The sequence below is a fragment of the Janibacter sp. DB-40 genome (assembly GCF_029510815.1).
Classification (GTDB): domain Bacteria; phylum Actinomycetota; class Actinomycetes; order Actinomycetales; family Dermatophilaceae; genus Janibacter.
The window spans coordinates 2,279,587-2,302,346 of record NZ_CP120360.1; the positions used below are offsets into that span (position 1 = coordinate 2,279,587).

The following is a 22,760-nucleotide window of genomic DNA, read 5'->3' on the forward strand; positions in this document are numbered from 1 at the left end:
TCACGACCGAGGAGTCCGGGCGGTGCGCCACGGGCCGGTCCCATCCTTGTCCCGGCCGCCGTCCTACTATCCAGCGCGATCAGACGAGCGGTGGCGTCCGCGGCGGCACGGTGCGCCGCTCCCCCGTCGCCTCGAAGGCTGCCGCCATCGCCAGCAACGCATTGTCGTCCCAGCCGCGCCCGGCGAAGGTCAGCCCGACCGGCATGCCGATGTCGGCCATCGTGCCCATCGGCACCGTGACCGTCGGGATGCCCAGGTGCCGCGGGACGAGGTTGCCGTTGGCCACCCAGACCCCGTTGCGCCAGGCCAGATCCGCCGAGGCCTCGTCCACGTCCGCGTCGGCGGGCCCGACGTCTGCGACCGCGGGGAAGATCACCGCGTCCAGACCGAGGGCGTCCATCCACTCCTCGAGGTCCACGCGGCGGGTCTCCTCGAGGCCGCGCAGGCCCCCTTCGAGCAGCGGGAGCGAGGTGACGTCCTCGACGACCCCCACCTCACGGGCACGGGTGACGTAGTCCGCGAGGTCGACGTCGGGCTCGCCGTAGCGGTCGGGGAGGGCCCCCTCCGGCTGGGGGAAGATCGCAGGCCCGTCGACATCGACGAGCCGGTGCAGGTGCGGGTCGCCGTTGGCGCGCAGGAAGGTCTCCCACCCCCACATCGCCTGCTCCCAGATCTCCTCCTCGAGGTAGCCCTGCGGCAGCAGCCCGCGGGTGGCGACCGTCGGGGCACCGGCGCGGTCACCCTCGTAGTTCGACACCACGGGGAAGTCGGTCTCCACGACCTGCGCACCGGCCGCCTCGAGGTCGGCGCGGGCCGCCTCGAAGAGCGCCAGGACGCTGGGCCGGGGCACGATCCGCTCCCCCGTCGGCCCGCCGAAGCCGGTGCCGGTCCCGGCGTCCTCGTCGGTGCCGAGGTACATCCGCGGCACCCCCAGACGCAGTCCGCGAAGGGGGGCACCGTCGCCGGTGCGCAGGGTCGGGTAGGAGTCCGGACGCACGCTCGAGGACGCGGGCACCTCGATCCACGGCTGGGTACGCCACAGGTCTCCCGTGGTGTCCGGGTCGTCGGCGACGACGACGTCGAGCACCTCGAGCAGGTCGGCCATCGTGCGGGTCTGCGGGACGACGACGTCCATCGACGGCACGAGGGGCCAGTTGCCGCGCACCGAGATGACCCCGCGCGAGGGCGTGTAGGCGCACAGCGCGTTGTTGCTCGCCGGCGCCCGCCCGGAGGACCACGTCTCCTCCCCGAGGCCGAAGGCAGCGAAGCTGGCTGCGGTAGCGGTCCCCGAGCCGTTGGAGGACCCCGAGGCGAAGGCGGCGGTGAGGTACTCACCGTTGTAGGGGCTCTCGGCCCGTCCGTAGACGCCCCGCTGCATGCCCCCGTTGGCCATGGGCGGCATGTTCGTCAGGCCGATGAGCACCGCACCACCCGCGCGCAGCCGCGCGATGGTGAAGGCGTCACGCTGCGCCACGAGGTCGGCGAAGGCCGGAGACCCGCTGGCGCAGGTCAGACCGCTGACGAGGTAGGAGTCCTTGGCGGTGTACGGGATGCCGTCGAGGGGGCCGAGCGGTTGTCCCTCGGCACGGCGGCGGTCGGCCGCCCGGGCCTCCTCGAGCGCGAGCGGGTTGCGCACGACGACCGCGTTGAGCCGGATGCCGTCGGCGTCGTAGGCGGCGATCCGCGCGAGGTAGGCCGTGACCAGCTCCTCGCTCGTGGTCTCGCCGGACCTCAGGGCGGCGCGCATGGAGGCGATGTCGGCCTCGACGACGTCGAAGCCACCCATCACAGGGCCCGGTCGTCGTAGTGGTGCGCGGGCGCCAGGAGGGCAGCGCCGATGCCGACGACCGCGAGGGCGGCCAGTCCCAGGCCGAACCACAGCCCCGTCGAGGTGCCGAGCGTCCACGACGCGGGCAGGAGCAGCAGGTTCCACACGATCGTCGGGGTCCGCGGCCACACACGTCCCCGCAGCCAGGACATCCCGACGGCGAGGAGCAGGAGCGCGAAGATCAACGAGACCACGAGGGACATGGACGCCGTGTTGGCGTCGAAGGCCTGGTCCGCGAGCAGCTCGAGGGCGTACATCCCAGCGGTCACGAAGAGCAGGGCCGACTCGACGAGGCAGACGGCGCCCGCAACGCGACGGGGCACGAGGGGATCGACGGGAAGGTTCGGGAGGGTCACGCCAGAAGGGTAGGTGACGCGGCACACGTCAAGTGACACGCGAGTAAGTCTCGACACACGGGGTAGTCATCGCGGTATCTTGGAGTTTCGTGTGCCTGAGGCAATGAAATTTTCCGGCGCCCCGGATCGTTGCCCCACTGGCACCACCCACCAGGCCACTGACGACCTCCCCCGACATCAAGGAGCACATCCCCCATGGATTGGCGCGACCGCGCAGCCTGTCTGGACGAGGATCCAGAACTCTTCTTCCCCATCGGCAACACCGGCCCCGCGATCGCGCAGATCGAGGAGGCAAAGAAGGTCTGCCGTCGCTGCGAGGTCATCGACACCTGTCTCCAGTGGGCCCTCGAGTCCGGTCAGGACGCCGGTGTCTGGGGCGGGCTCTCCGAGGACGAGCGCCGCGCGCTCAAGCGCCGCAAGGCCCGCGCCCGACGCGCCGGCTGAGCCCCCACGCACACTGACCACCGTCTCCGAGCACCTGCTCGGGGGCGGTTTCGTCGTGTGGGGGGACCGTCACCGGTCGACCCGCTGCAGACGGGCGCTGAACCGCACCCGGGTCCCCCGCGGCTCGGCGTCGTCCCACCGGATCTGGCCACCGAGGTCCTGCACCATCGACGTGACGATCCGTGTCCCCAGACCGGCCCTGCTCGGTCGAAACCCCCTCGGCAGTCCTGCCCCGTCGTCGACGACGGTGACCCGCAGGATGTCGCTCTCCCCCTCGTCGGAGCGGTGGGCGTCCACCTCGACCGTCCCCCCGTCCGGGACCCCGTGCTCGACCGCGTTCTGGATCAGCTCGGAGAGGATGAGGCCGACCGCCGTCGCGTCCTCGGCCTGCATCATCCCGAAGGACCCGGTGAAGCTCGTGTCGATCGCGCCCGTCGTCCGCGCCACCTCGACGACCGCCCGCAGACCCCGCACCGCGATGTTGTCGAAGTCGACCGTCTCCGCGAACCCGGTGCTCAGTGCCTCGTAGATCATCGCGATGACGCCGACGCGCCGCTCGGCCTCCGTCAACGCGATCCGGGCGGACTCCTCAGGCATGCGACGCGACTGCATGCGCAGCAGTGCCGCGACCGTCTGGAGGTTGTTCTTCACCCGGTGGTGGATCTCGCGGATGGTCTGGTCCTTGGTCATCAGCTCCTCGCCGTGCCGGCGCAGCTCGGAGATGTCGCGGACCAGGACGATCGCCCCGTGGCGCTGCCTCCCCCTCATGAGGGGGATCGCCCGCATCGCGAGCGCGGCTCCGTCCGTGCTGACATCGGCCCGCCACGCCGCGCGTCCCATCGCCACCATGGCCAGGCTCTCGTCGACCTGGCCGACCTGCGCGGCGAGACCACTCACCACGCGCACGAGGACCTCCGACTCGAGGGGCCCCTGGTGGCCCAGCTGGCGGATGGCACTGAGCGCATGGGGCGAGGCGTACTCGACGACCCCCGCGGCGTCCAGGCGGATCACGCCGTCACCCACGCGCGGCGCGCCCTGCCGCACACCGCTCGGCGAGTAGCCGGGCGTGGGCCAGCCGCCCTCGGGCACCATCGCGAAGAGGTCGTCGCCCATCGCTCCGTAGCACTCCTGGAGCCGGGTGTCCGGTCGGCCGCTGTCGAGCATGTCGTGGATGCTCAGCACACCGATGGTGCGGCCGTTGCGGCGCACGGGACGAGCCCGCTCGTGGATGAGGTCCTGCCCGCGGGTGCGGACGTGCTCGCTCATCCCCTCCTGCGCGGCGTCGGAGACGAGGTCACCGAAGACGGCGCTGGCGCCGAGGCCGACGGCCTCCTCGACGAAGACCATCGGACCCGTCATCGGTCGGGTGTGGGCAGCCGCGACCCAGCCGTCGTCCTGGGCGAGCCACAGGACCAGGTCGCTGAAGGCCAGGTCGGCGAGCACCTGCCAGTCCTCGATGAGCAGGTGCAACCGCTCGGCGTCGCCCGCCTCGAGGCCGGGGGTGATCCGCAGGAAGTCCGCCAGTGTCCGCACGCCGTGATCCTAACGACGTGCCACACCGGTCAGCGGGTCACCGACCGCAGCGTGCGCAGGGCCACCGACAAGGCGGCCAGGCCCGGGTCGCTCAGCTGCCGGATCCCGGCGAGCTGGGTGTCGACTCGCTCCACCGCCTCGTCGTGCTCCCGGCACCATGCGGCGTACCGCTCGTGGGCGTCGACGCCGTCCCTCTCGAGGACCGAGCGGGTCAGGGTCTGCAGGGTGGCGTAGAGGTCGTCGCGCAACGCGGCGCGGGCCAGCGAGTCCCACCGCTGCTCACGGGGCAGGCGCGTGACCAGCGTGAGCAGCTCGTCGATGCCGAAGGACTCCGACAGCAGGAAGTAGACCTCCGCCACCTCACGCGGCGTGCGTTCCCTGTCGTGCGCCATGTCGACGATGTCCAGCAGGGCGAAGCTGTCCATGAGGGCGGCCGCGTCCCGGGCGAGGTCGTCGGGCACCCCGTCCTTGATGAGCTCCTCGGTCTTGCGCTCCAGCCGATCGGCCTGCGACCCGTCCAGGAAGTCCGGCACCATCGGGGCCAGGCGGCCGACCTCCGCGAACCGCTCGATCTCGACCGCCGGCTGCAACCGTCCCGGCCGGGAGGCGAGGAACCACCGCACCGAGCGGTCCATGAGCCGGCGGAACTCCAGGTACAGACGTGTCTGCACCTGGGTGGGCACGACGTTGTCCAGGGCCTCCACGCGGGCGACGAAGTCGTCGAGACCGAAGACCTCCCGGATGACGAGGAAGGCGCGGGCGATCTGGACGGGCGTCGCACTCGTCTCCTCGCCGGCCCGCTGGACGAAGGTGATCCCGCCACGGTTGACGAGGTCGTTCGCCACGGCGGTGGTCACGATCTCCCGGCGAAGGGGGTGCCCCGCCACGTCCTCGGCGAACCGCTCGTCCCGCAGCGGGCCGGGGAAGTAGGTGCGCAGCTGCCGCTCCGTCGCAGGATCGTCGGGCAGGTCCGACTCGAGCAGGTCCTCCTTGAGGGACATCTTCGAGTAGGCCAGCAGCACCGCCAGCTCCGGCGAGGTCAGGCCCCGGTCCTCCTCGAGCAGGTCCTTCACCTGGGAGGTGGTCGGCAGGAACTCCAGCTCGCGGTCGAGGTCGCCGCGCTCGGTGAGCGACTCCATGAGGCGCTCGTGCACGGCGAGCATGCTGCCGTCCTGGGCGCGGGCGTTCCCCAGGAGGACGTTCTGCTCGTAGTTGTCACGCAGCACCTGCTGGGCGACCTCGTCGGTCATCGACGCGAGGAGCTCGTCGCGGTCCTCCGCGGCGAGCGCGCCGCGGCGGATGGCCTCACCGAGGAGGATCTTGATGTTGACCTCCCGGTCGGAGGTGTCCACGCCGGCGGAGTTGTCCACGGCATCGGTGTTGAGGCGTACCCCGGCGAGCGCCGCCTCGATGCGGCCACGCTGGGTGGCACCGAGGTTGCCCCCTTCGCCGACGACCCGGGCCCCGACCATGGATCCGGTGATGCGAATGGCGTCGTTGGCCCGATCGCCGACGGCCGCGTCCGACTCCCCGTCGGCCTTGATGTAGGTGCCGATCCCGCCGTTCCACAGCAGGTCCACCGGCGCCTGCAGCACTGCGTGGATCAGCTCGTTCGGAGTGATGTTCGTCGGGCCGTCGAGGCCCAGCGCACGGGCGGCCTGCTCGCTCACGGGGACGGACTTGGCGTGGCGGGACCACACACCCCCACCCTCGCTGATCAGCGACCGGTCGTAGTCGTCCCAGGTACTGCGCGGCAGGGCGAAGAGGCGCTCACGCTCGGCGAAGGACACCGCCGCATCGGGCTCGGGATCGATGAAGACGTGCATGTGGTTGAAGGCCGCCACGAGTCGGATGTGCTGCGACAGCAGCATTCCGTTGCCGAAGACGTCACCGGCCATGTCGCCGATCCCGACGACGGTGAAGTCCTGGGTCTGGGTGTCGTGGCCGAGCTCGCGGAAGTGTCGCTTGACCGATTCCCACGCTCCCTTGGCGGTGATCCCCATCCCCTTGTGATCGTACCCGACCGACCCTCCGGAGGCGAAGGCGTCGTCGAGCCAGAAGCCGTACTCGCGGGCGATCGAGTTGGCCAGGTCGGAGAAGGACGCCGTCCCCTTGTCGGCCGCGACCACGAGGTAGGAGTCGTCGCCGTCGTGCCGGACCACCCGCTCCGGCGGCACGATCTCCCCCTGGACGCGGTTGTCGGTGACGTCGAGCATCCCCGAGATGAATCCGCGGTAGGCCGAGCGGCCGGCCTCCATCCACGCGTCACGGTCCAGGGCCGGGTCGGGCAGCTGCTTGGCGAAGAACCCGCCCTTGCTTCCCGTGGGCACGATGACGGCGTTCTTGACCATCTGCGCCTTGACGAGACCGAGCACCTCGGTCCGGAAGTCGTCCCGCCGGTCGCTCCAGCGCAGCCCGCCACGGGCCACCGCGCCGAACCTCAGGTGCACGCCCTCGACCTGTGGGCTGTGCACCCAGATCTCGAAGGCCGGGTGCGGCTTCGGCATGTCCGGGACCGCGGCCGGCTCGAGCTTGAAGGACATCCGCGGCAGAGGCGCCCCGTCCTCGTCGGCGACGAAGTAGTTCGTGCGCAGCGTCGCGCGGACGAACCCGACGAAGGAACGGATGATGCGGTCCTGCTCGAGCGAGGAGACGTCCTCCAGGGCGGCGTCGATGCGGGCGATCACCTCGGCCTCGGCCTCCTCACGCTCCTCCCCCGCGGCCGCGTCGAAACGGTCGGGGTCGAACCGGGTCTCGAAGAGCTCGACGATCGACCGGGCCACCCCGTGGTGCTCGACGATCGCGGACTCGAGCGTGCGCTGCCCCCAGGAGCTGCCGATCTGCCGCAGGTACCGGCCGATGGCCCGCAGCAGGGCGATCTGCCGCCAGGTCAGGCCCGCGCGGATCACCAGGGCGTTGAACCCGTCCGACTCCGCGCCGCCCGCCTGCACTGCTGCGACCGCCGACTCGACGAGCTCGCGCAGCGTGTCGTGGTCGTGCGCCTCCCACACGGCCGGGTCGTCGACGCGCAGGCTGAAGTCGTAGATGCCCGCCGTGACCCCGTCCTCCCGGGTGAGCTCGTAGGGCTCCTCCTCGATGACCTGGACGCCCAGATCGCGGAAGATCGGCATGAGGTCGTCGAGGATCAGCTCCTCGATGCTGAAGATCTTGAACCGGCGGATCGCTGGGTCGTCCCCGCCACCGTGGCCGGGACGGGGGTTGTACAGGGCACAGGCGAAGGGGGTCCCCTGCTCCAGGCGCGCGAGGTTCTTCAGGTCGGCCAGCGCCTGGACGGCGTTGAAGTCCTCCTCGTAGTCGGCGGGGAAACCACCACGCCACGGGGAGATCAGCTGCTCGGCGTGCTCGTGGCCGACGAGATCCTCCGCCCTGCGTACGAGACGCTCCTCCCACGTGAGGACCGCTCCCGTGATGGCGTCGTCGACGTCGTCACGGGCCTCCCCCTCGGGCAGCCGGACTCCGTTGCTCCCCCGCAGGATGTAGTAGAGCCGGGCCATCGGCTCCTCGGAGACGTGCGCGGTGAAGGAGACCTCGTCCGCGCCCGTGGCCTCGCGCAGCTGTTCCTCGACCCGGTGCCGCACCGCGGTGGTGTACCGGTCCCGGGGCAGGTAGATCATCGCCGTGACGAACTGCCCACCGGAGTCCAGCCGCAGGAAGGTCGCCGTGCGCATGCGGTGGACCATCTGCTGGATGCGGGTCACCACGCGCAGGAGGTGCTCGACGGGAGCCTGGAAGAGCTCGTCGCGGGGGAACGTCTCGAACAGGCGCCGGGCGAAACCTCCGGAGTGGCTGTTGTGCGACCACCCGGACCGGTCGAGGACCGCCTGCACCTTGTCGGCGATGAGCGGGATCGTCAGCACCGAGCTGGTGTAGGCCGTCGACGCGAAGAGGCCGGCGAGGCGCCGCTCCACCAGCCGTCCCTCGTCGTCGTGGACCCGCACGGCGATGAGGTCGGGGTGGGTCACCCGGTGCACCGGCAGGACCGCCCGCGACTTGCCGATGGACAGGGCGGTCCCGGCCGCCACCTGCTCGTCGGGGCCACCGAGGGGCGTGATCGACTCGGCGGTGGAGTCGTCACGGAGCATCCCCAGTCCGCTGCCCGCGATCGGGGTGACCGTGACGGACCCGTCGGCAGCGACCTCGACCTCGTGGTCACGGGTGCCGATGAAGGTGAAGTGGTGGTTGACGAGCCAACGGAGGAACTCTGCGGCGGCCCGCTGTGACTCGCTCGACCCCGGCCCCCGGCCGGCCTCGAGATCGGCGGCCAGCTGCAGGGTCGCGTCCTGCATCGGCTGCCAGTCCTCCACGGCCATCGCGACGGCATCGAGGACCTCGCTGACCCGCTCCTCGACGAGCGCGTGGTCGCACCGGTCGGCCAGCTCGATGCGGATCCACGACTCCTCGACGTCGTCGGTCCCGGCACGTCCCTGCCCCGCGTCCACGTCGACGATCTCGACCAGCATCCCCTGCTCGTCACGACGCACGACGAGCTGCGGGTGCAGCAGCAGGGAGACCCCGATGCCCTCACGGGACAGCTCGCCGAGGACGGAGTCGACGAGGAAGGGCCGGTCGGCGGTGACGATGTGCAGGATGCCGTCGGCGGCGCGCACGATCGTCTCCTCGGGGCGACGCTGCCGGGCCACGTCCCTGTGGGCACGGGCCATGGCGACGAGCGCCTCGGCGCCCCTCCCCTGCAGCTCGGTGGTGTCGCCGTGTCTGAGGTAGCGCTCGACGAAAGCCGGGTCGACGTCGGCTGCGGTGGCGGCCTCGGCGAGTGCAGCGGGGTTCCCGAGCACGACCTCGGGAGCGGAAGTGGCAGGCAGCTGAGCCATGGATGGGCGTCCTCGTTCTGCGTCTCGCGGGTGGTGTGGACGGCGTTGTCCTTGCGTCGAGGGTAGTACCAGCATGAGGTCCGTCACACGACGGCCCGCCGCCGTCATCGGTTCGCGACAACCTGTGGACACGGGGCCGCGACGCCGCCCCCGGCGTCGCTACGCTGGCCGGACCATGCCCCCTTCGCACCCGCGCCCCGAGGACGTCGCCGCTCTCGTCGACGCGCTCACGACCACCGGTGACCACTGCGCCGACGACGGCGACGGGCTCCTCGACCACATGGTCACCGTCGGGGACCACGCCACCCAGGCGGCCCTGGAGTCGACGGTCGACACCGCCGTCGACACCCTGCGCGAGCTCTCCGCCACCTGCCGTGAGCTGTCGCTGTCCCTGTCCACCGACGCGGCGCCGACCCGTCCGACGAGCCGGGACGCCGCCCGCGCCCGGGAGGCACGATGACCACCCCCCTGCTCGGCGACCCCGCCTCGATGAGCGCCCTCGGCGCCTCCCTGAGACGTGCCGCTGTCCACCTGCGTGCTGACGGCGAGGACCTCTCGAGCGCCCTGGCCGAGGCCTCCCCGGGGTGGCGCGGCCCACGCTCGGTCCAGCTGCGCCGACGTACCTCGACCACGGCCGCACAGACCACTGCCGTCGCGGAGGCCCTCGACGCCGTCGGGCAGTCCCTCCAGACGGCCGCCACCGACCTGTCGACGACGATCGCCCGCCTGCGTGAGCTCGAGGACGCCGCGGCCGCACTGGGGCTCGAGGTGCGCGAGGGTGCGGTGACGAAGGGGTGGGGCATCACCGGAGTCGCGGACGCCGCGACGCTGCGCGACGAGGACGACCGGCGCGCGCGACTCCAGGAGCGGGTCCACCAGACCGTGACCACGCTGGGTCGACACCGTGCCCGGCTGGCCACGGACCTCGCCCGGGGCCAGGAGCTGCTGGCACGGGCCTGCGACGAGCTGCGCGGGTGACACGCCGCGGCCGGCCCGTCGGCGCTAGCGTGTCGCCATGAAGATCTCGCGCACCGCCAGCCTGGACGCCGGCGTCGAGGACGTCTTCGCCGTCGTCGCCACGCACTCACACCAGCAGGCGAAGGTCGCGACCGAGCAGGGCAGCTCGAGCGCGACGCTCACCGACCTCGGCGGTGACCGTCTGGGGGTGCGCACCGAGCGGGAGCTGCCCACCCGCAGCATGCCCGCGGTCGTCTCGTCCCTCGTCGGTGACACCCTGAAGGTGACCGAGGAGCAGACGTGGCACCCCCTCCGCGCGGACGGCACGCGCACCGCCGATCTCGAGCTCCACGTCACCGGAGCACCGATCCGGATGCGTGGGACCGCGACCCTCACCCCCGCGGGCGGCGGCAGCCGTCTCGTCGTCGACGCCGACCTCACCTGCTCGGTGCCCCTGCTCGGCAGGAAGGTCGAGGCCGCGGCGAAGCCGACGATCGAGGAGTCCTTCGACAACGAGGTGCGGCTGCTCAGGGAGCGACTGCGCTGACCAGCCCGTCGAGCTCGGTGACGTCGTACCAGAGGAGGTCGTCGTACCCGGCCCCGACGTCACCGCTGCCCTCCTCGACGTGGAAGGAGACCACTTCACTCAGGGGCAGCGGGTCGTCCCCGTCGAGCAGCGCCCCGTCGCCGGCGTCCTCGCGCGTGCTCGTGTCCGCGGCCGCCACGACTCGCCGCCCACGGCCCAGGGCCCGCGCAGCGTCCAGGGCCTGGCACATGGCCTCGAACTCCAGGTCCTCCTCCTCGGCCCCGGGGTCGGCGACGCGCAGGGCACCGGTCACCCCGTGGGCCCGCCGCGCCGGCAGGCGGCCGGCGGCACGGATCTCGGCGAGTTCCTCCACGAGCAGGGGCAGGTAGACGCGCATCAGGAGGACCTGCGCGATCCGGGCGTCGAGCGCAGCTCGGCGATCGCGTCCTCGATGCACTGGGCCAGGAGACCGAGGTCGGCCAGGGCCTCCCGGTCACCGTTGAGCCCGAAGTAGACCTTGCCGTCGTAGGACGTCAGGCCGATGGCCAGGCCCTGCTCGCGGCCGAGGGGCATCACCGGGTAGGTCTCGCACAACCTGGACCCCTCGACGTAGAGTCCCTGCTGGGGACCGGGGACGTTGGTGATGACGAGGTTGAAGAGGCGACGCGACATGGCGCTGCCGAGGCGGGCGCCGAGGCTGTGGAGGGTCGGCGGCGCGAAGCCGCCGATCGAGACGAGCGACCCCGCGTCGACGCCCTCTGCGGAGGCCGACTCGATCTGCTGACGCATGGCGAAGGAGATCTGGTGCAGCCGCATCGAGGGGGCGTTCTCCCCGATCGGCAGGTCGATGAAGCAGGCGGTCATGGCCGCGTCTGTGAGGTGGTCACCGGAACCGTCCACGATGCTCACGGGCACCATGGCGCGGACCTTGGAGGTGCCGGTCACCGGCAGGCCCCGCGTCTGCATCCACGAGCGCAGGGCACCGGTGACGGTGGCGAGGATGACGTCGTTGATGGTCACATCGTCGACGTACCGGCCCCGGGTCAGGCGGCTGCGCACCGCGCGGTAGTCGTCGAGGTCGGTCTGCACCATCACGTAGCGGCGCGCAGCGCCGACGGGGGCGTTGAGCGGGGAGCTCGGCGCCGGTCGGGTACCCACCCGGGCCAGCGTGGAGACGACCCGACCGGTCGTCTCGACGGCCCGGCGGCCGGTGTCGGTGACATCACCGAGGCCGGACCGCACGCCCTGGAGGACGCGTGCGGGGTTGATCACGGAACCGAGGACCGCGTCGGCGACCAGTCGCAGGTCGGAGGGCTCCGGGTGCGGCTCCCCGGCGCGCTTGTCGACCGGCACGGCGTCGGGGTCGACGATCAGGTGGGCGAGGTCGACCGCGTGGATGCCGTCGACCATCGCCTGGTGAGCCTTGGTGATGATGGCGAACGTCCCGTCGGCCATCCCCTCCACGAAGTACGCCTCCCACAGCGGTCGGTCCCGGTCGAGCGGACGCGCCATGATCCGGGCCACGAAGTCCTCGAGCTCGAGCCGTGAGCCCGGCGCGGGCAACGCCGACCGGCGCACGTGGTAGGTCAGGTCGAAGTGGACGTCGTCGACCCACACGGGGTTGTCCAACCGTGCGGGCACCTGGCGGATGCGCTGGCGGTACCGGGCGTGCCCCGCGATCCGGTCCCCGACCACGGCGATGAAGCGGTCGTAGTCGAAGCCCTCGGTGGGCGGCTGGAAGATCATGACGGAGCCGACGTGCATCGGGAGGGTCGGCTCCTCCACGTAGAGGAAGGCCGCGTCGAGGGCACCGAGTCTGTTCACCACGCCGTCATCGTGGCACGGACGAGCTGATCAGGCACCCCCGTGTGACTGTGACGTCCCCTGCGCAGCACGCGCGCTGCGGGGTCGGCCGAACCAGCGTCGCGCGGGACGGCGCACAGGGGTGAGCCCGGTGAAGAGAGCGGCGAGCCGACCGATCGCCAGACGCAGCTCGCTCTCCGGCGCACACTCGACCAGCGTCCGTCCGGACAGCAGCGCGGCGTCGGCGGCAGCGGGGTCGTCGGGGAGGAAGGTCACCTCCTCGAGCCCGGCGAAACGCTCCAGGGACTCCGCGACACGGCGTCGGGGATCGGGACCGACCGAGGAGGCGCGGACGCGGTTGACCACGGGCCGCGGCCGTGGCGAGGGCACCTGTCCCACGGCCTGGGCGGCCCGGACCATCCGCTGCAGCCCGACCGGGTCGGCGGCCCCGACGAGGAGCAGCTCGTCGGCTTCCGCCAGGGCGGTCAGGGTCGTCGCATTGCGTCGCGGGGCGAGGGTGTCGTAGCTGAGCTCCTCGTCGTCCTCGATGTTGAACCCGCAGTCGAGGACGACGACGGCTGCCAGTGATCTCGCCAGGTCGATGATCTGCTCGATGGCGGCCGGGCGCACCTCGGTCCACCGGCTGGCGGTCGGGATGCCCGTGAGCACGCGGAACCGCGGAGCGACCTCCACGGCCAGCCGGGCCAGCGACGGCAGGTCCAGGGTCCCCAGCTCCGAGGCCCTGGCGGCGGCGGCCAGTCCGGGCGCCTCGTCGAGCACGCTGAGCAGCTGCGCCACCGAGGCGCCATAGGTGTCCAGATCGACGAGCAGGGTGGGCGTCCCGCTGGAGGCCACCTCACTGGCGAGGTTGACGGCCAGCGTGCTCCGGCCGGGAGCCCCCGTGGGCCCCCACACGGCCACGACGGTCCCCGGAGCCTCGTCCGGCAGGGTCGCGTCCGACTCGGACCCATCCCCCTCCGCCGGCGAAGGGGGATGCTCGTCGGAGAGCGGTTCGTCCGGGTCGAGCGTGAGTCCGGCGATCTCCGTCGTGGTGGTCTCCGTGGAGGTCAGCGCCTCGACCAGAGCCTCCCGCGGGCTGCCGAGGTGGATGTGCCTGGGGATCCCCAGCTGCCGCAGCCGGCGCTCCTCGTCCTCGCCACCGTCCCGGCTCGCCGCCACGACCCGCACGCCGTGGTCACCGAGGTGCCGCAGGGCGTCCCGGTCGAGGCCGCGCAGCTCGGCGGAGACGAGTGCGACGTCGCCGTGGCCCGCGGATGCTGCCGCCAGCAGGTCGGCCAGGTCGGCACAGCGTCGTCCCACACCGATGCCCGGGAGCCGGTCGACGATCTCGACCATGCGCCCTTCCCACGCGGGAGCGAGCGCGGTCAGGACGGTTGCGCTCACGCGTCGTCCTTCCGCTCGCTGCTGGACTCCAGGACCAGCTTGACGGGTGTGTCCTTCTGGTCGTACGAGAGGAGGTCGGCGACCTGGTCCTCGGGCACGACGATCACCGCGGACGACCCGGAGCCGGAACCCATGACGCCGCGTGACGCCTCCGGCAGCGAGGACACGGTGGCCCTCTCGACGAGCGGCGTGTAGGTGATCGGCTCGTCCGACGACTCGTCCTCGCCCGCCCTCTCCGGGACGTAGACCGTCACCCGGGAACCGACCGCGAGGTTGCTCAGGTAGATCGCATCGACCCGCACCGGGACCTCGCGGACCCGCTTGTCGGTCGGGTCGATGACGGCCGCCTTCGGGACGAGCTCACCCGGCTCCAGCAGCCGGTCCATGATGGCGCCGTTGGGGAGTCGGTCGTCGACCCTGAGGTAGTCCGGCGCCGACTCCCCCAGCTGGACGTCCACGCGCACGAAGTCCTCCTCGCTCACCGCGTGGCCGGGAGTGAGCGTGTGCTTGGCTGCCCACATGCCGACCCGCTCGTCCACGGCGCTGAAGGCGAGGGACCCGATGACGACGGCCAGCAGGACGAGGAGGACACCGACGACCAGCCGGGCGTCCTTCCACGAGGGTTTGACCAGACGACGGGCGGTTCGGGTGGGCAGGTCGCTCACAGGAGTCCTTCGGGTCGGGGGCGAGCCATGCAGCATCATGCATCGCCGGCGGCTCGCGTGCCGGATGACTGTCCACAGGGCCTCCACGACGTGTCCGTGCGCACCGGCGCGATGGCAGACTGGGCGCATGGCCCGCAAGTTCATTCCGCTGACCGAGGTCTCCGAGGTGCTCGGGGTCTCCGCCGCCCAGGCCTACGCCTTGGTGCGCAGCGGCGAGCTCCCGGCGATCAAGGTCGGAGGGCGCGGCCAGTGGCGGGTCGAGGTCGACGAGCTCGACGCCTACATCGAGAGGATGTACGCCCAGACCCGTGAGTTCGTGAGCAAGGACGGCGACCGCGGCTGACCGACCCGTCAGGTCGAGGCGATCATCGCGACCGCGCCGAAGGGGATGACCCGGGTGCCGCGCACGTTCTCCGGCCGCCGCGGTGAGTCGATCGGGTGCTCGGCGAGGTCGAAGGCATCGGCCCCCACCGAGTCGATCGTGCCGTGCACGCTCCCCCCGTCCACGTCGCGCACGACGACGGCACGACGGTCCCGGCTGACGCCCCGCACGGCCGAGCCCAGGCCGAACCGCCGGGCGCGGGTGTCGTCCTGCGGCCGCCCGAGGCCGGAGACACCGAGCACCGAGGCCACCGGTACGAGCAGCTGACGTCCACCCTCCTCGAGGAGGAGGATCCAGCCGTCGCCCGAGTCCTCGACCTGTCCCCGCACGACGGTGCCACCACGCAGTCGCACGGTCAGCGGCACGCCTCCGGCGCCGGCCACGCGCTCGCCGAGGGTGATCCGGGAGCGCTCGAGGCGAGTGCGCTCGGCGACCTCGGCATCCAGCTCGAGCCGGGACTGGGCAGCCGCCCGGGCCTCGAGGTCCTCGAAGAGTCGGTCCCAGCGCACGGGCCCCAATGTATCGGCCGAGCCCACCTCTTGCGCGACATCAGATGACATGGTTTGCTGTCAAACAACAGCAAACAACACCAAATAACATTAAAAGACACCAAAGACGGCACATCAGGTGCTCGGGGGATGGCCATGACACGTTCACGGACAGCACTGGGGCTGGCCTGCCTGCCCGGCGGGCTGGTCGTCACGACGGCGTTGGGCCACGGCGCCGTGCACCTGCTGGAGAGCAGCACCACCCGCGCCGGTGACCCCGCCGCCGCCGTCACGGGTCTGGCCGCCACCGGCGCCACCCTCATCGCTGGCTGGCTCTCGCTCTGCCTGGCCCTGACACTGGCCGCCGAGCTGCCGGGGGCCGTCGGCGATGCCGCCCGTGGGCTGCGCGATCGGGTCACCCCCGCGCTCGTCCAGCGCTGGGCGGCCGTGGCCCTGGGCGCCTCGGTCGGCGCGAGCATCGCACCGGGCACAGCCGTGGCGGCCGTGCGTACGGGCGAGGCACCGGGTTCGGCCGCGCTCCCCGACCCCGCATTCACACCGACCCCCGATCCCGGACCCGCGGCGACCCCCGACCCGGGCGGGCAGCGTGCCACCGCCACGCCCGCACCGGGCTGGCTGCCGACCACGGGCGGTCCGACGACGCCGGTGGCACGCTCCGTCGCCGACCCCGGATGGGTCCCCAGCCGCCCCCCGCCCAAGCACCGCACCGACCCGCAGCTGCTCACCGGTCGGCAGCGTCCCGCCGGCGTCGAGCACACCGTCGTGATCCGACGTGGCGACACGCTGTGGTCGCTCGCCGCAGCTCACCTCGGGCCCTCGGCGACCGACGTGGAGATCGCTCGGGAGTGGCCCCGGTGGCACGAGGCCAACCGCGCGCTCATCGGCGACGACCCGCACGTCCTGCTCCCCGGGACACAACTCACTCCCCCGCCCGCCCCCTGACCGCCGACCCCACACCGCAGAAGAAGGAAGATCATGACCGCCCTGCAGCCGCTGCACGTCCTGCCGTCACCACGCCACGCGCCGGGGGGGCGTCCCCCTTCCGACGCATGCACAGGGCCGCGCGGAGCGGGCGCTGGCGGTCACGGCACCGCAGCCGTACGTGCAGGACTGGCTCGCCGTGGACTTCGCCGCCGCCAGCGACGAGCAGCTCTTCGGTCCGCAGCCGACCCGGGCGTGCGACCTCCCCGACCCACGGGAGTGGGCCGCCCACATCGCCCAGGCCCTGGTCGAGGTGATGCACGGCATCCGCCCACCGAGCCAGGTGATGCGGTGGTCGACACTCGAGGTCTACGCCGTCGTGGCACGGCGCGGCTCCCGCGCTGCCCGGCGGGCAGCGCGTCAGCGGGGGCAACGGCCCACGCATCGCACCAGGGTCACGCGCGTGCTCGTCTGCGAGCCCGCCGAGGACGTCGTCGAGGCATCGGTCGTCCTGGTCGACGGCGAGCGGGTGCGCGCCCTGGCGCTCCGGCTCATCGGACGGGACAGCCGCTGGGTGGTCGAGGCCCTCCAGGTCGGCTGACGGCGCGACTACCTCTTGGCGGCCTTCTTGGCCTTCTTCGCCGCGGCCCTGCGCTGGGCGCGCGACGTGCCGGCCGTGGAGGACCCAGCCTCGTCCCGCTCCTCGACGCCGCCGTCCTCGGACGGTGAGGAGTAGTGCAGGGGCTGGCTGCCGCGAGACCCGTCCTCCAAACCCTTGGCCGAGATGGTCGGGCGCGTCTGGTCGCCGCCCCCGCCGAGGAGCTCGTCGACGCTCTTGGGCTGCGTGGTCGACTCGGGGACCGTCGGCACCTCGACCTCGGTGTTGAAGAGGTACCCGACCGACTCCTCCTTGATCGCGTCGTTCATCGCCTCGAAGAGCTGGAAGCCCTCACGCTGGTACTCCACGAGTGGATCGCGCTGCGCCATCGAGCGCAGGCCGATGCCCTCCTTGAGGTAGTCCATCTCGTAGAGGTGCTCGCGCCACTTCCGGTCGAGGACCGAGAGGACCACGCGGCGCTCAAGCTCGCGGGTGACCGGTTCGCCCAGGTCCGCCTCACGACGGTCGTAGGCCTCGTGGATGTCGGTGACGATCTCCTCGCGCAGGTTCGCCGCGCTCAGCTGCGTCAGGCCGCCGGACCCCTCGAGCAGCGTCTCCTTGTCCAGCCCCACCGGGTAGATCGCCCGCAGTGCGGTGAAGAGGCGGTCGAGGTCCCAGTCCTCGGAGAACCCTGCATTGGTCTCGGCGTCGACGTACCCGCCGACGACGTCGGTCATGAAGTGGCGGATCTGCTCCTCGAGGTCCTCCCCCTCGAGAACCCGGCGACGCTCCTCGTAGACGACGGTGCGCTGGCGGTTGAGTACGTCGTCGTACTTGAGGACGTTCTTGCGCATCTCGTAGTTCTGGCCCTCGAGCTGGCTCTGGGCACCCTCGATCGACTTCGTGAGCATCCGCCCGGCGATCGGGGTCTCGTCGTCGATCTTGGCGGTCGTCATCACCCGGTCGACGAAGCCCGCGTTGAACAGGCGCATGAGGTTGTCCTCGAGCGAGAGGTAGAAGCGCGACTCGCCGGGGTCACCCTGACGGCCGGAGCGACCGCGCAGCTGGTTGTCGATGCGCCGCGACTCGTGCCGTTCGGTCCCGAGGACGTACAGACCACCGGCCTCGGTGACCTCCTCGTGCTCGGCCTGCACGGCCTTCTCCGCGGCCGCGAGCGCCTCGTCCCACGCGGCCTCGTACTCCTCCGGGGTCTCCTCCGGGTCCAGGCCGCGCTGCCGCAGCTCGGTCACGGCCCGGAACTCGGGGTTGCCGCCGAGCATGATGTCGGTGCCGCGACCAGCCATGTTCGTCGCCACGGTGACTGCGCCCTTGCGGCCCGCGTCGGCGACGATGGCGGCCTCGCGCTCGTGGTGCTTGGCGTTGAGCACCTCGTGCTTGATCCCTCGCTTGCGCAGCATCTGGGAGAGCAGCTCGCTCTTCTCGACGCTCGTCGTGCCGACGAGGACCGGCTGCCCGGAGGCGTGCCGCTCGGCGATGTCGTCGACGACCGCGCCGAACTTCGCCGCCTCGGTGCGGTAGACGAGGTCGGCCTGGTCCTCGCGGATCATCGGCTTGTTGGTCCGGATCGGCACGACCCCGAGGCCGTAGATGGAGTTGAGCTCTCCGGCCTCCGTCTGCGCCGTACCGGTCATCCCCGAGAGGGTCTCGTACATGCGGAAGTAGTTCTGGAGGGTGATCGTCGCGAGGGTCTGGTTCTCGTTCTTGATCTCCACCCCCTCCTTGGCCTCGATGGCCTGGTGCATGCCCTCGTTGTAGCGACGGCCCGCGAGCATGCGGCCGGTGTGCTCGTCGACGATGAGGACCTCGCCGTTCATGACGACGTAGTCCTTGTCGCGGGTGAAGAGCTCCTTGGCCTTGATCGCGTTGTTCAGGTAGCCGATGAGAGGTGTGTTGACACTCTCGTAGAGGTTGTCGATGCCGAGCAGGTCCTCGATCTTCTCGATGCCCGGCTCGAGGATGCCGACGGTGCGCTTCTTCTCGTCGACCTCGTAGTCGCCCTCGGCCTCGATGCCGCGCATGAGGTCGGCCCCGTGGCCGCGCTCGAGCTTCTTGACCATCTTGGCGAACTCGACATACCACTTGGTCGGCTGGTCGGCGGGGCCGGAGATGATCAGTGGCGTGCGGGCCTCGTCGATGAGGATCGAGTCGACCTCGTCGACGATGGCGAAGTTGTGGCCGCGCTGGACGAGCTCGTCGGTGTTCCACGCCATGTTGTCGCGCAGGTAGTCGAAGCCGAACTCGTTGTTGGTGCCGTAGGTGATGTCCTTCGCGTACTCCGCCCGGCGCTGGGCCGGGGTCATCGACGAGAGGATGACGCCCGTCTCGAGGCCGAGGGCACGGTGCACGCGGCCCATCAGCTCGGCCTGGTACTCGGCCAGGTAGTCGTTGACCGTGATGATGTGCACGCCCTTGCCCTCGAGGGCGTTGAGGTAGGACGGCAGGGTCGCGACGAGGGTCTTGCCCTCACCGGTGCGCATCTCGGCGACGTTGCCCATGTGGAGGGCGGCCCCACCCATGATCTGCACGTCGAAGTGCCGCTTGCCGATCGTGCGGCTCGCCGCCTCGCGGACCGCGGCGAAGGCCTCGGGCAGGATGTCGTCGAGGGTCTCCCCGTTCGCGAGCCGCTCCCGGAAGGTGTCGGTCTCGGCCCGCAGCTCGGCGTCGGAGAGCTTCTGGAAGTCCTCCTCGATCGCGTTCACCTGGGCGGCGATGCCCTCGAGCCGCTTGACGGTGCGGCCCTCTCCGGCGCGAAGGATGCGCTCGACGATCTTCACGAACTGATCTCCTGACGTGGTCGATCGGGGCACGGCAGAACGCCACGGCCCGAAGCAGTCTGCCCCACAGGTTAATGGTTTGCGGCCCCACAACCGAGCGGGCACCTGACCGCCATGAACGAGGGCCCGGTCCCCGGGGTTCCCGCCGGCGCGCTCGCGAGTCCTCGCCGCCCGCACCGGCCCTGCGCCGGACGCCTCGTCGAGGGGTGATCAGCCCTCGACCACACCGTCGGGCAGCCCGAGCCAACCGGCCATGAGCCGCAGCTCCTCGTCGAGCTCGGCGCGGTCGCTGCTGCCGCCGCGCCCCTCCTCCCAGGAGACCTGCCGCGCCCTGAGCACCCCTGCTGCGCGGTCGGCCTTGAGGTCGACCCGACCGACCAGGCGGTCCCCGAGGAGGAAGGGCAGCACGTAGTACCCGTGCACCCGCTTGTGGGCCGGCGTGTAGATCTCCAGCCGGTAGTGGAACCCGAAGAGGGCCTCGGCACGCGGACGGTGCCACACCAGGCTGTCGAAGGGGGACAGCAGCGCCCTGGCCGACACGGACCGGGGGCGACGGGCCCGCTCGTGCAGGTACCAGGGTCGGGTCGACCCCTCGACGCGCACCTCCTCCAGCTCACCGGTGGTCTGCAGCCGGGCGAGTGCCGGGCGCACGTCCTCCCGTGGGAGTCGGAAGTAGTCCGCCAGGTCCGCCTCGGTCGCCACCCCGTTGGCCCGGGCGGCGATCCGCACGAGCTCGACGTAGGCGTCCTCGGGCGGCAACCGCCGCTGCGGATCCAGCCACGGGCCGGACTCCCCCTTCGGCACCACCCTGGCCAGACCGGCGTAGCGCCGCTCGAACTGCGCGGTCCGTCCGGCCGAGGAGATACGACCGGCCCAGAAGAGCTGCTCCAGGGCGTTCTTGACCAGGGACCAGTTCCAGCCCCAGTCCACCTTCGGCCCGGAGCGCTCGTGACCGAGCGCCGCCTCGATCTGTCGGGCGGTGCGCGGCGGACCGGTCTCGACCTCGGTGAGCACGGCCGCGACCAGATCCGGGTGGTCCTGGGCGACGCGCTGCATCCCGCCCCAGGACCCGTCGAGCGCCCGCTGCATCCGCGGGTGGTCCATGAGTGGCCACGTGCGCGGCGGCATCAGGCTCGCCTCGTGCGCCCAGTACTCGACCATCCGACGCGGTGCACGGTCGCGCATCCGGTCCAGCAGGGCCGGGTCGTAGGGGCCCAGCCGCGCGAAGAAGGGCAGGTACTGGCTGCGGGTGAGCACGTTGACGCTGTCGATCTGCACGAGCCCGACGGTGTCGAGCACCCGCTGCAGGTCGCGGGTCGTCACCGGCCGCTGCGGCCGGGGACGGTCGAAGCCCTGCGCCGCGAGGGCGATGCGACGGGCCTGGTCGAGGCGAAGGGGGCGTGCACTCACGCGCCCCAGCATGCCCTGAGGCGCGCACACCCGCCACGGCGCACGATGGGTCCTGGAGGGCTGCGACCGGCCGAAGCGCGGACGGAGGCGTGGGGGTGGCCCGACTCAGGGGCTGAGCTTGCGAAGCCCCAAGGGCCGCCCTCACCCTCCGTCCGCGCGACCACGGGGAGAGCTCAGACTCGGGCCCCGGCGTCCTTGTCGAGGGCGACGCCGTCCACGGCTGCTGCGCCCAGGTCCTTGCCGTCGACACCCTCCTGCACCTCGAGGTGGATCACCCCGTAGGACCAGCCGCGGCGGCGGTAGACGACGCTCGGACGGTCGTAGTCCACGTCGTGGAAGAGGAAGAAGTCGTGCCCGACGAGCTCCATGCGGCGCACCGCCTCGGCGAGGTTCATCGGTGCGGACTCGTGCATCTTCTCGCGCACCTCGATCGGGCTGTCGCCGATGGTGCCGAACTGGTCGCTCTCCTCCTGGTCCGGCGCGGGCTGCTCGACCGAGAGCGGCTCGGTCAGGTCCGCGGTCGCGGCAGCGACGGAGGTGCGGCGACGGCCGCGACGGACGTTGCGCTTGTCGTGGGCGCGGCGCAGGCGCTCGAGGAGCTTGTCCGCGGCAAGGTCCACCGCTGCCTGTCGGTCGTCGTGACAGGCCTCGGCACGGATCACGGGTCCCTTGGACCGGCACGTGATCTCGACGCGCTCGCTGACCTTCGCCTGGCGTGGGTTGGGCTCGTGACTCACCATGACCTCGATCCGCTGGACTCGCGGGTCGAGCTGGGGGACCTTCGAGAGCTTGCTCTCGACGTAGTCCCTCAGTCGATCGGAGACGTTGACATTGCGTCCGGTGATGGCAATTTCCACGGAGTCCTCCTGGGACATCGGTGCTGCATGGGGGGTACGCCTGGCGAGGGCGCGTCAGCCGAGGCACCACCTCCGTTCCCGGCGCGGCGGGGTGGCCGCAGCCGCTCGTGCGGCGGGGAACGCAACAGGCCCCTGCGTCGTACCGGTCGTCCGGTCGAGAGCGGGGCCCATGACGACACGCTAGTCTGCCCGCGACCGGAACGGTAGACCCGACGTCGGGGATCGTCGCGGAGTCACCATCGCGACGGCCAGATCGACCCTGGCCGCACCCGCCTCGAGCAGCGCCCGACGGCCCTCGGTCAGGGTCGCACCCGAGGTGAGCACGTCGTCGACGAGCACGATCCGCCGCCCGTGGACCCGGCGGGGGCGGCGCACGGTCATGGCCCGGTCGAGGTTCGCCAGCCGGGCGGCGCGGTCCAGCCCGGCCTGGTCGGCCGTGCCGCGACGCACGCGCAGTCCCGCCTCGACGGCGGCACCCGGGCCGAGGAGGTGGACGGCCCGGCCGGCCAGCTGGAGCATCGGTTGGTCCCCGCGCCGTCGGATGGCTGCCGGTGAGGACGGGACCGGCACGACGAGCACCCCACCGGGTCCACCCTGCTGGGCCGCCCGCCGCACGGCGTCGGCGAGCAGCCGGGCGAGCACGTCGCCGAGGTCCCGCCGGTCCTCGTCCTTGAAGGCGCGGGCCAGGCGTGCGGCCACGCCCTCGTAGCGAAGGGTGGCGTGGCACCCCGGCCAGCCCTCAGGGACCGGGCGGGGTGCGACCGGCCCCGGGGTCGGCACGGCGAGGTCGCACAGCGCGCGACGACATCCGGTGCACACCGCGGCCCCCGGCCGATCGCACCCGGCGCAGCTGCGCGGCAGGACGAGGTCCCCGGCTGCCGCCAGGACGCTCCCGAGACGCACGGAGACCACGGGCACCACC

20 protein-coding genes are annotated in these 22,760 nt (G+C 71.7%); 7 read left to right on the plus strand and 13 right to left on the minus strand.

All coding sequences use genetic code 11. The annotated features are described in order from the left end of the window. Window positions 1–79: 79 nt before the first annotated feature. Window positions 80–1,786, minus strand: a complete 1,707-nt coding sequence (locus tag PVE36_RS10855) for an amidase (RefSeq protein WP_277452295.1) — start codon at window positions 1,784–1,786, stop codon at window positions 80–82. After that, on the minus strand, window positions 1,786–2,184 hold the full coding sequence (locus PVE36_RS10860; protein ID WP_277452296.1) for a hypothetical protein: 399 nt from the start codon (window positions 2,182–2,184) through the stop codon (window positions 1,786–1,788). The genes PVE36_RS10855 and PVE36_RS10860 overlap by 1 nt, the downstream gene beginning before the upstream one ends. A 195-nt stretch (window positions 2,185–2,379) precedes the next feature. Between PVE36_RS10860 and PVE36_RS10865 the strand changes: the two genes are divergently transcribed. Then, window positions 2,380–2,628 (plus strand): WhiB family transcriptional regulator, encoded by a 249-nt coding sequence (locus tag PVE36_RS10865; RefSeq protein ID WP_277242004.1) that lies wholly within the window; start codon window positions 2,380–2,382, stop codon window positions 2,626–2,628. A 69-nt stretch (window positions 2,629–2,697) separates the two neighbouring features. On the opposite strand, the gene PVE36_RS10870 is transcribed toward PVE36_RS10865, so the two are convergent. Then, window positions 2,698–4,161, minus strand: coding sequence for a sensor histidine kinase (locus PVE36_RS10870; RefSeq protein ID WP_277452298.1), 1,464 nt, complete (start codon window positions 4,159–4,161; stop codon window positions 2,698–2,700). Window positions 4,162–4,190: 29 nt separating this feature from the next. Continuing rightward, window positions 4,191–9,011, minus strand: a complete 4,821-nt coding sequence (locus PVE36_RS10875; protein ID WP_277452299.1) for an NAD-glutamate dehydrogenase — start codon at window positions 9,009–9,011, stop codon at window positions 4,191–4,193. A 175-nt stretch (window positions 9,012–9,186) separates the two neighbouring features. Here PVE36_RS10875 and PVE36_RS10880 point away from each other — a divergent pair, with 175 nt between their 5' ends. From PVE36_RS10880 to PVE36_RS10890, 3 genes are read left to right on the plus strand one after another with little or no spacing between them, the layout of a single operon-like run. Further along, window positions 9,187–9,471, plus strand: coding sequence for a hypothetical protein (locus PVE36_RS10880; RefSeq protein ID WP_277452300.1), 285 nt, complete (start codon window positions 9,187–9,189; stop codon window positions 9,469–9,471). Next, window positions 9,468–9,989 (plus strand): hypothetical protein, encoded by a 522-nt coding sequence (locus PVE36_RS10885; RefSeq protein WP_277452302.1) that lies wholly within the window; start codon window positions 9,468–9,470, stop codon window positions 9,987–9,989. Before PVE36_RS10880 ends, PVE36_RS10885 begins: the two co-directional genes overlap by 4 nt. A gap of 37 nt (window positions 9,990–10,026) precedes the next feature. Continuing rightward, window positions 10,027–10,515 (plus strand): DUF2505 domain-containing protein, encoded by a 489-nt coding sequence (locus tag PVE36_RS10890; RefSeq protein WP_277452304.1) that lies wholly within the window; start codon window positions 10,027–10,029, stop codon window positions 10,513–10,515. Here the strand turns inward: PVE36_RS10890 and PVE36_RS10895 are convergent. From PVE36_RS10895 to PVE36_RS10910, 4 genes are read right to left on the minus strand one after another with little or no spacing between them, the layout of a single operon-like run. Further along, window positions 10,496–10,891, minus strand: coding sequence for a hypothetical protein (locus tag PVE36_RS10895; RefSeq protein ID WP_277452305.1), 396 nt, complete (start codon window positions 10,889–10,891; stop codon window positions 10,496–10,498). The two genes, PVE36_RS10890 and PVE36_RS10895, sit on opposite strands and share 20 nt — an antisense overlap. Continuing rightward, window positions 10,891–12,321 carry a wax ester/triacylglycerol synthase family O-acyltransferase gene (locus tag PVE36_RS10900; protein ID WP_277452306.1) on the minus strand — a complete coding sequence of 477 codons (1,431 nt, stop codon included), beginning with the start codon at window positions 12,319–12,321 and terminating at the stop codon, window positions 10,891–10,893. Before PVE36_RS10900 ends, PVE36_RS10895 begins: the two co-directional genes overlap by 1 nt. 27 nt (window positions 12,322–12,348) lie before the next feature. Continuing rightward, window positions 12,349–13,701, minus strand: a complete 1,353-nt coding sequence (locus PVE36_RS10905) for a hypothetical protein (protein ID WP_277452307.1) — start codon at window positions 13,699–13,701, stop codon at window positions 12,349–12,351. Continuing rightward, on the minus strand, window positions 13,698–14,366 hold the full coding sequence (locus PVE36_RS10910) for a hypothetical protein (RefSeq protein ID WP_277452311.1): 669 nt from the start codon (window positions 14,364–14,366) through the stop codon (window positions 13,698–13,700). The genes PVE36_RS10905 and PVE36_RS10910 overlap by 4 nt, the downstream gene beginning before the upstream one ends. A 127-nt stretch (window positions 14,367–14,493) precedes the next feature. On the opposite strand from PVE36_RS10910, the gene PVE36_RS10915 reads away from it, so the two are divergent. Further along, entirely contained in the window at window positions 14,494–14,709 is a 216-nt protein-coding gene (locus PVE36_RS10915; RefSeq protein WP_277242022.1) for a helix-turn-helix domain-containing protein, read from the plus strand. Window positions 14,710–14,717: 8 nt separating this feature from the next. On the opposite strand, the gene PVE36_RS10920 is transcribed toward PVE36_RS10915, so the two are convergent. Further along, entirely contained in the window at window positions 14,718–15,257 is a 540-nt protein-coding gene (locus tag PVE36_RS10920; RefSeq protein WP_277452313.1) for a hypothetical protein, read from the minus strand. 135 nt (window positions 15,258–15,392) lie between these two features. Between PVE36_RS10920 and PVE36_RS10925 the strand changes: the two genes are divergently transcribed. Together PVE36_RS10925 and PVE36_RS10930 are read left to right on the plus strand one after the other, a co-directional pair. Beyond that, the gene (locus PVE36_RS10925; RefSeq protein WP_277452314.1) at window positions 15,393–16,199 is read left to right on the plus strand and encodes a hypothetical protein; all 807 of its coding nucleotides are present in this window, start codon (window positions 15,393–15,395) and stop codon (window positions 16,197–16,199) included. Window positions 16,200–16,359: 160 nt separating this feature from the next. Then, window positions 16,360–16,779: an Rv3235 family protein gene (locus PVE36_RS10930; protein ID WP_277452316.1), complete on the plus strand. Its 420-nt coding sequence runs from the start codon at window positions 16,360–16,362 to the stop codon at window positions 16,777–16,779. Between the two features lie 8 nt (window positions 16,780–16,787). Here PVE36_RS10930 and secA read toward each other — a convergent pair whose 3' ends face one another. The 4 genes from secA to PVE36_RS10950 all read right to left on the minus strand — a co-directional run bounded on the left by secA (window position 16,788) and on the right by PVE36_RS10950 (window position 22,750). After that, window positions 16,788–19,571 carry a preprotein translocase subunit SecA gene (gene secA, locus PVE36_RS10935; protein ID WP_277452317.1) on the minus strand — a complete coding sequence of 928 codons (2,784 nt, stop codon included), beginning with the start codon at window positions 19,569–19,571 and terminating at the stop codon, window positions 16,788–16,790. 210 nt (window positions 19,572–19,781) lie between these two features. Further along, window positions 19,782–20,993, minus strand: a complete 1,212-nt coding sequence (locus PVE36_RS10940) for a crosslink repair DNA glycosylase YcaQ family protein (protein ID WP_277452318.1) — start codon at window positions 20,991–20,993, stop codon at window positions 19,782–19,784. A gap of 161 nt (window positions 20,994–21,154) precedes the next feature. Beyond that, the gene (gene raiA / locus PVE36_RS10945) at window positions 21,155–21,838 is read right to left on the minus strand and encodes a ribosome-associated translation inhibitor RaiA (protein ID WP_277452319.1); all 684 of its coding nucleotides are present in this window, start codon (window positions 21,836–21,838) and stop codon (window positions 21,155–21,157) included. 180 nt (window positions 21,839–22,018) lie between these two features. After that, entirely contained in the window at window positions 22,019–22,750 is a 732-nt protein-coding gene (locus tag PVE36_RS10950) for a phosphoribosyltransferase family protein (protein ID WP_277452321.1), read from the minus strand. Window positions 22,751–22,760 lie beyond the last annotated feature (10 nt).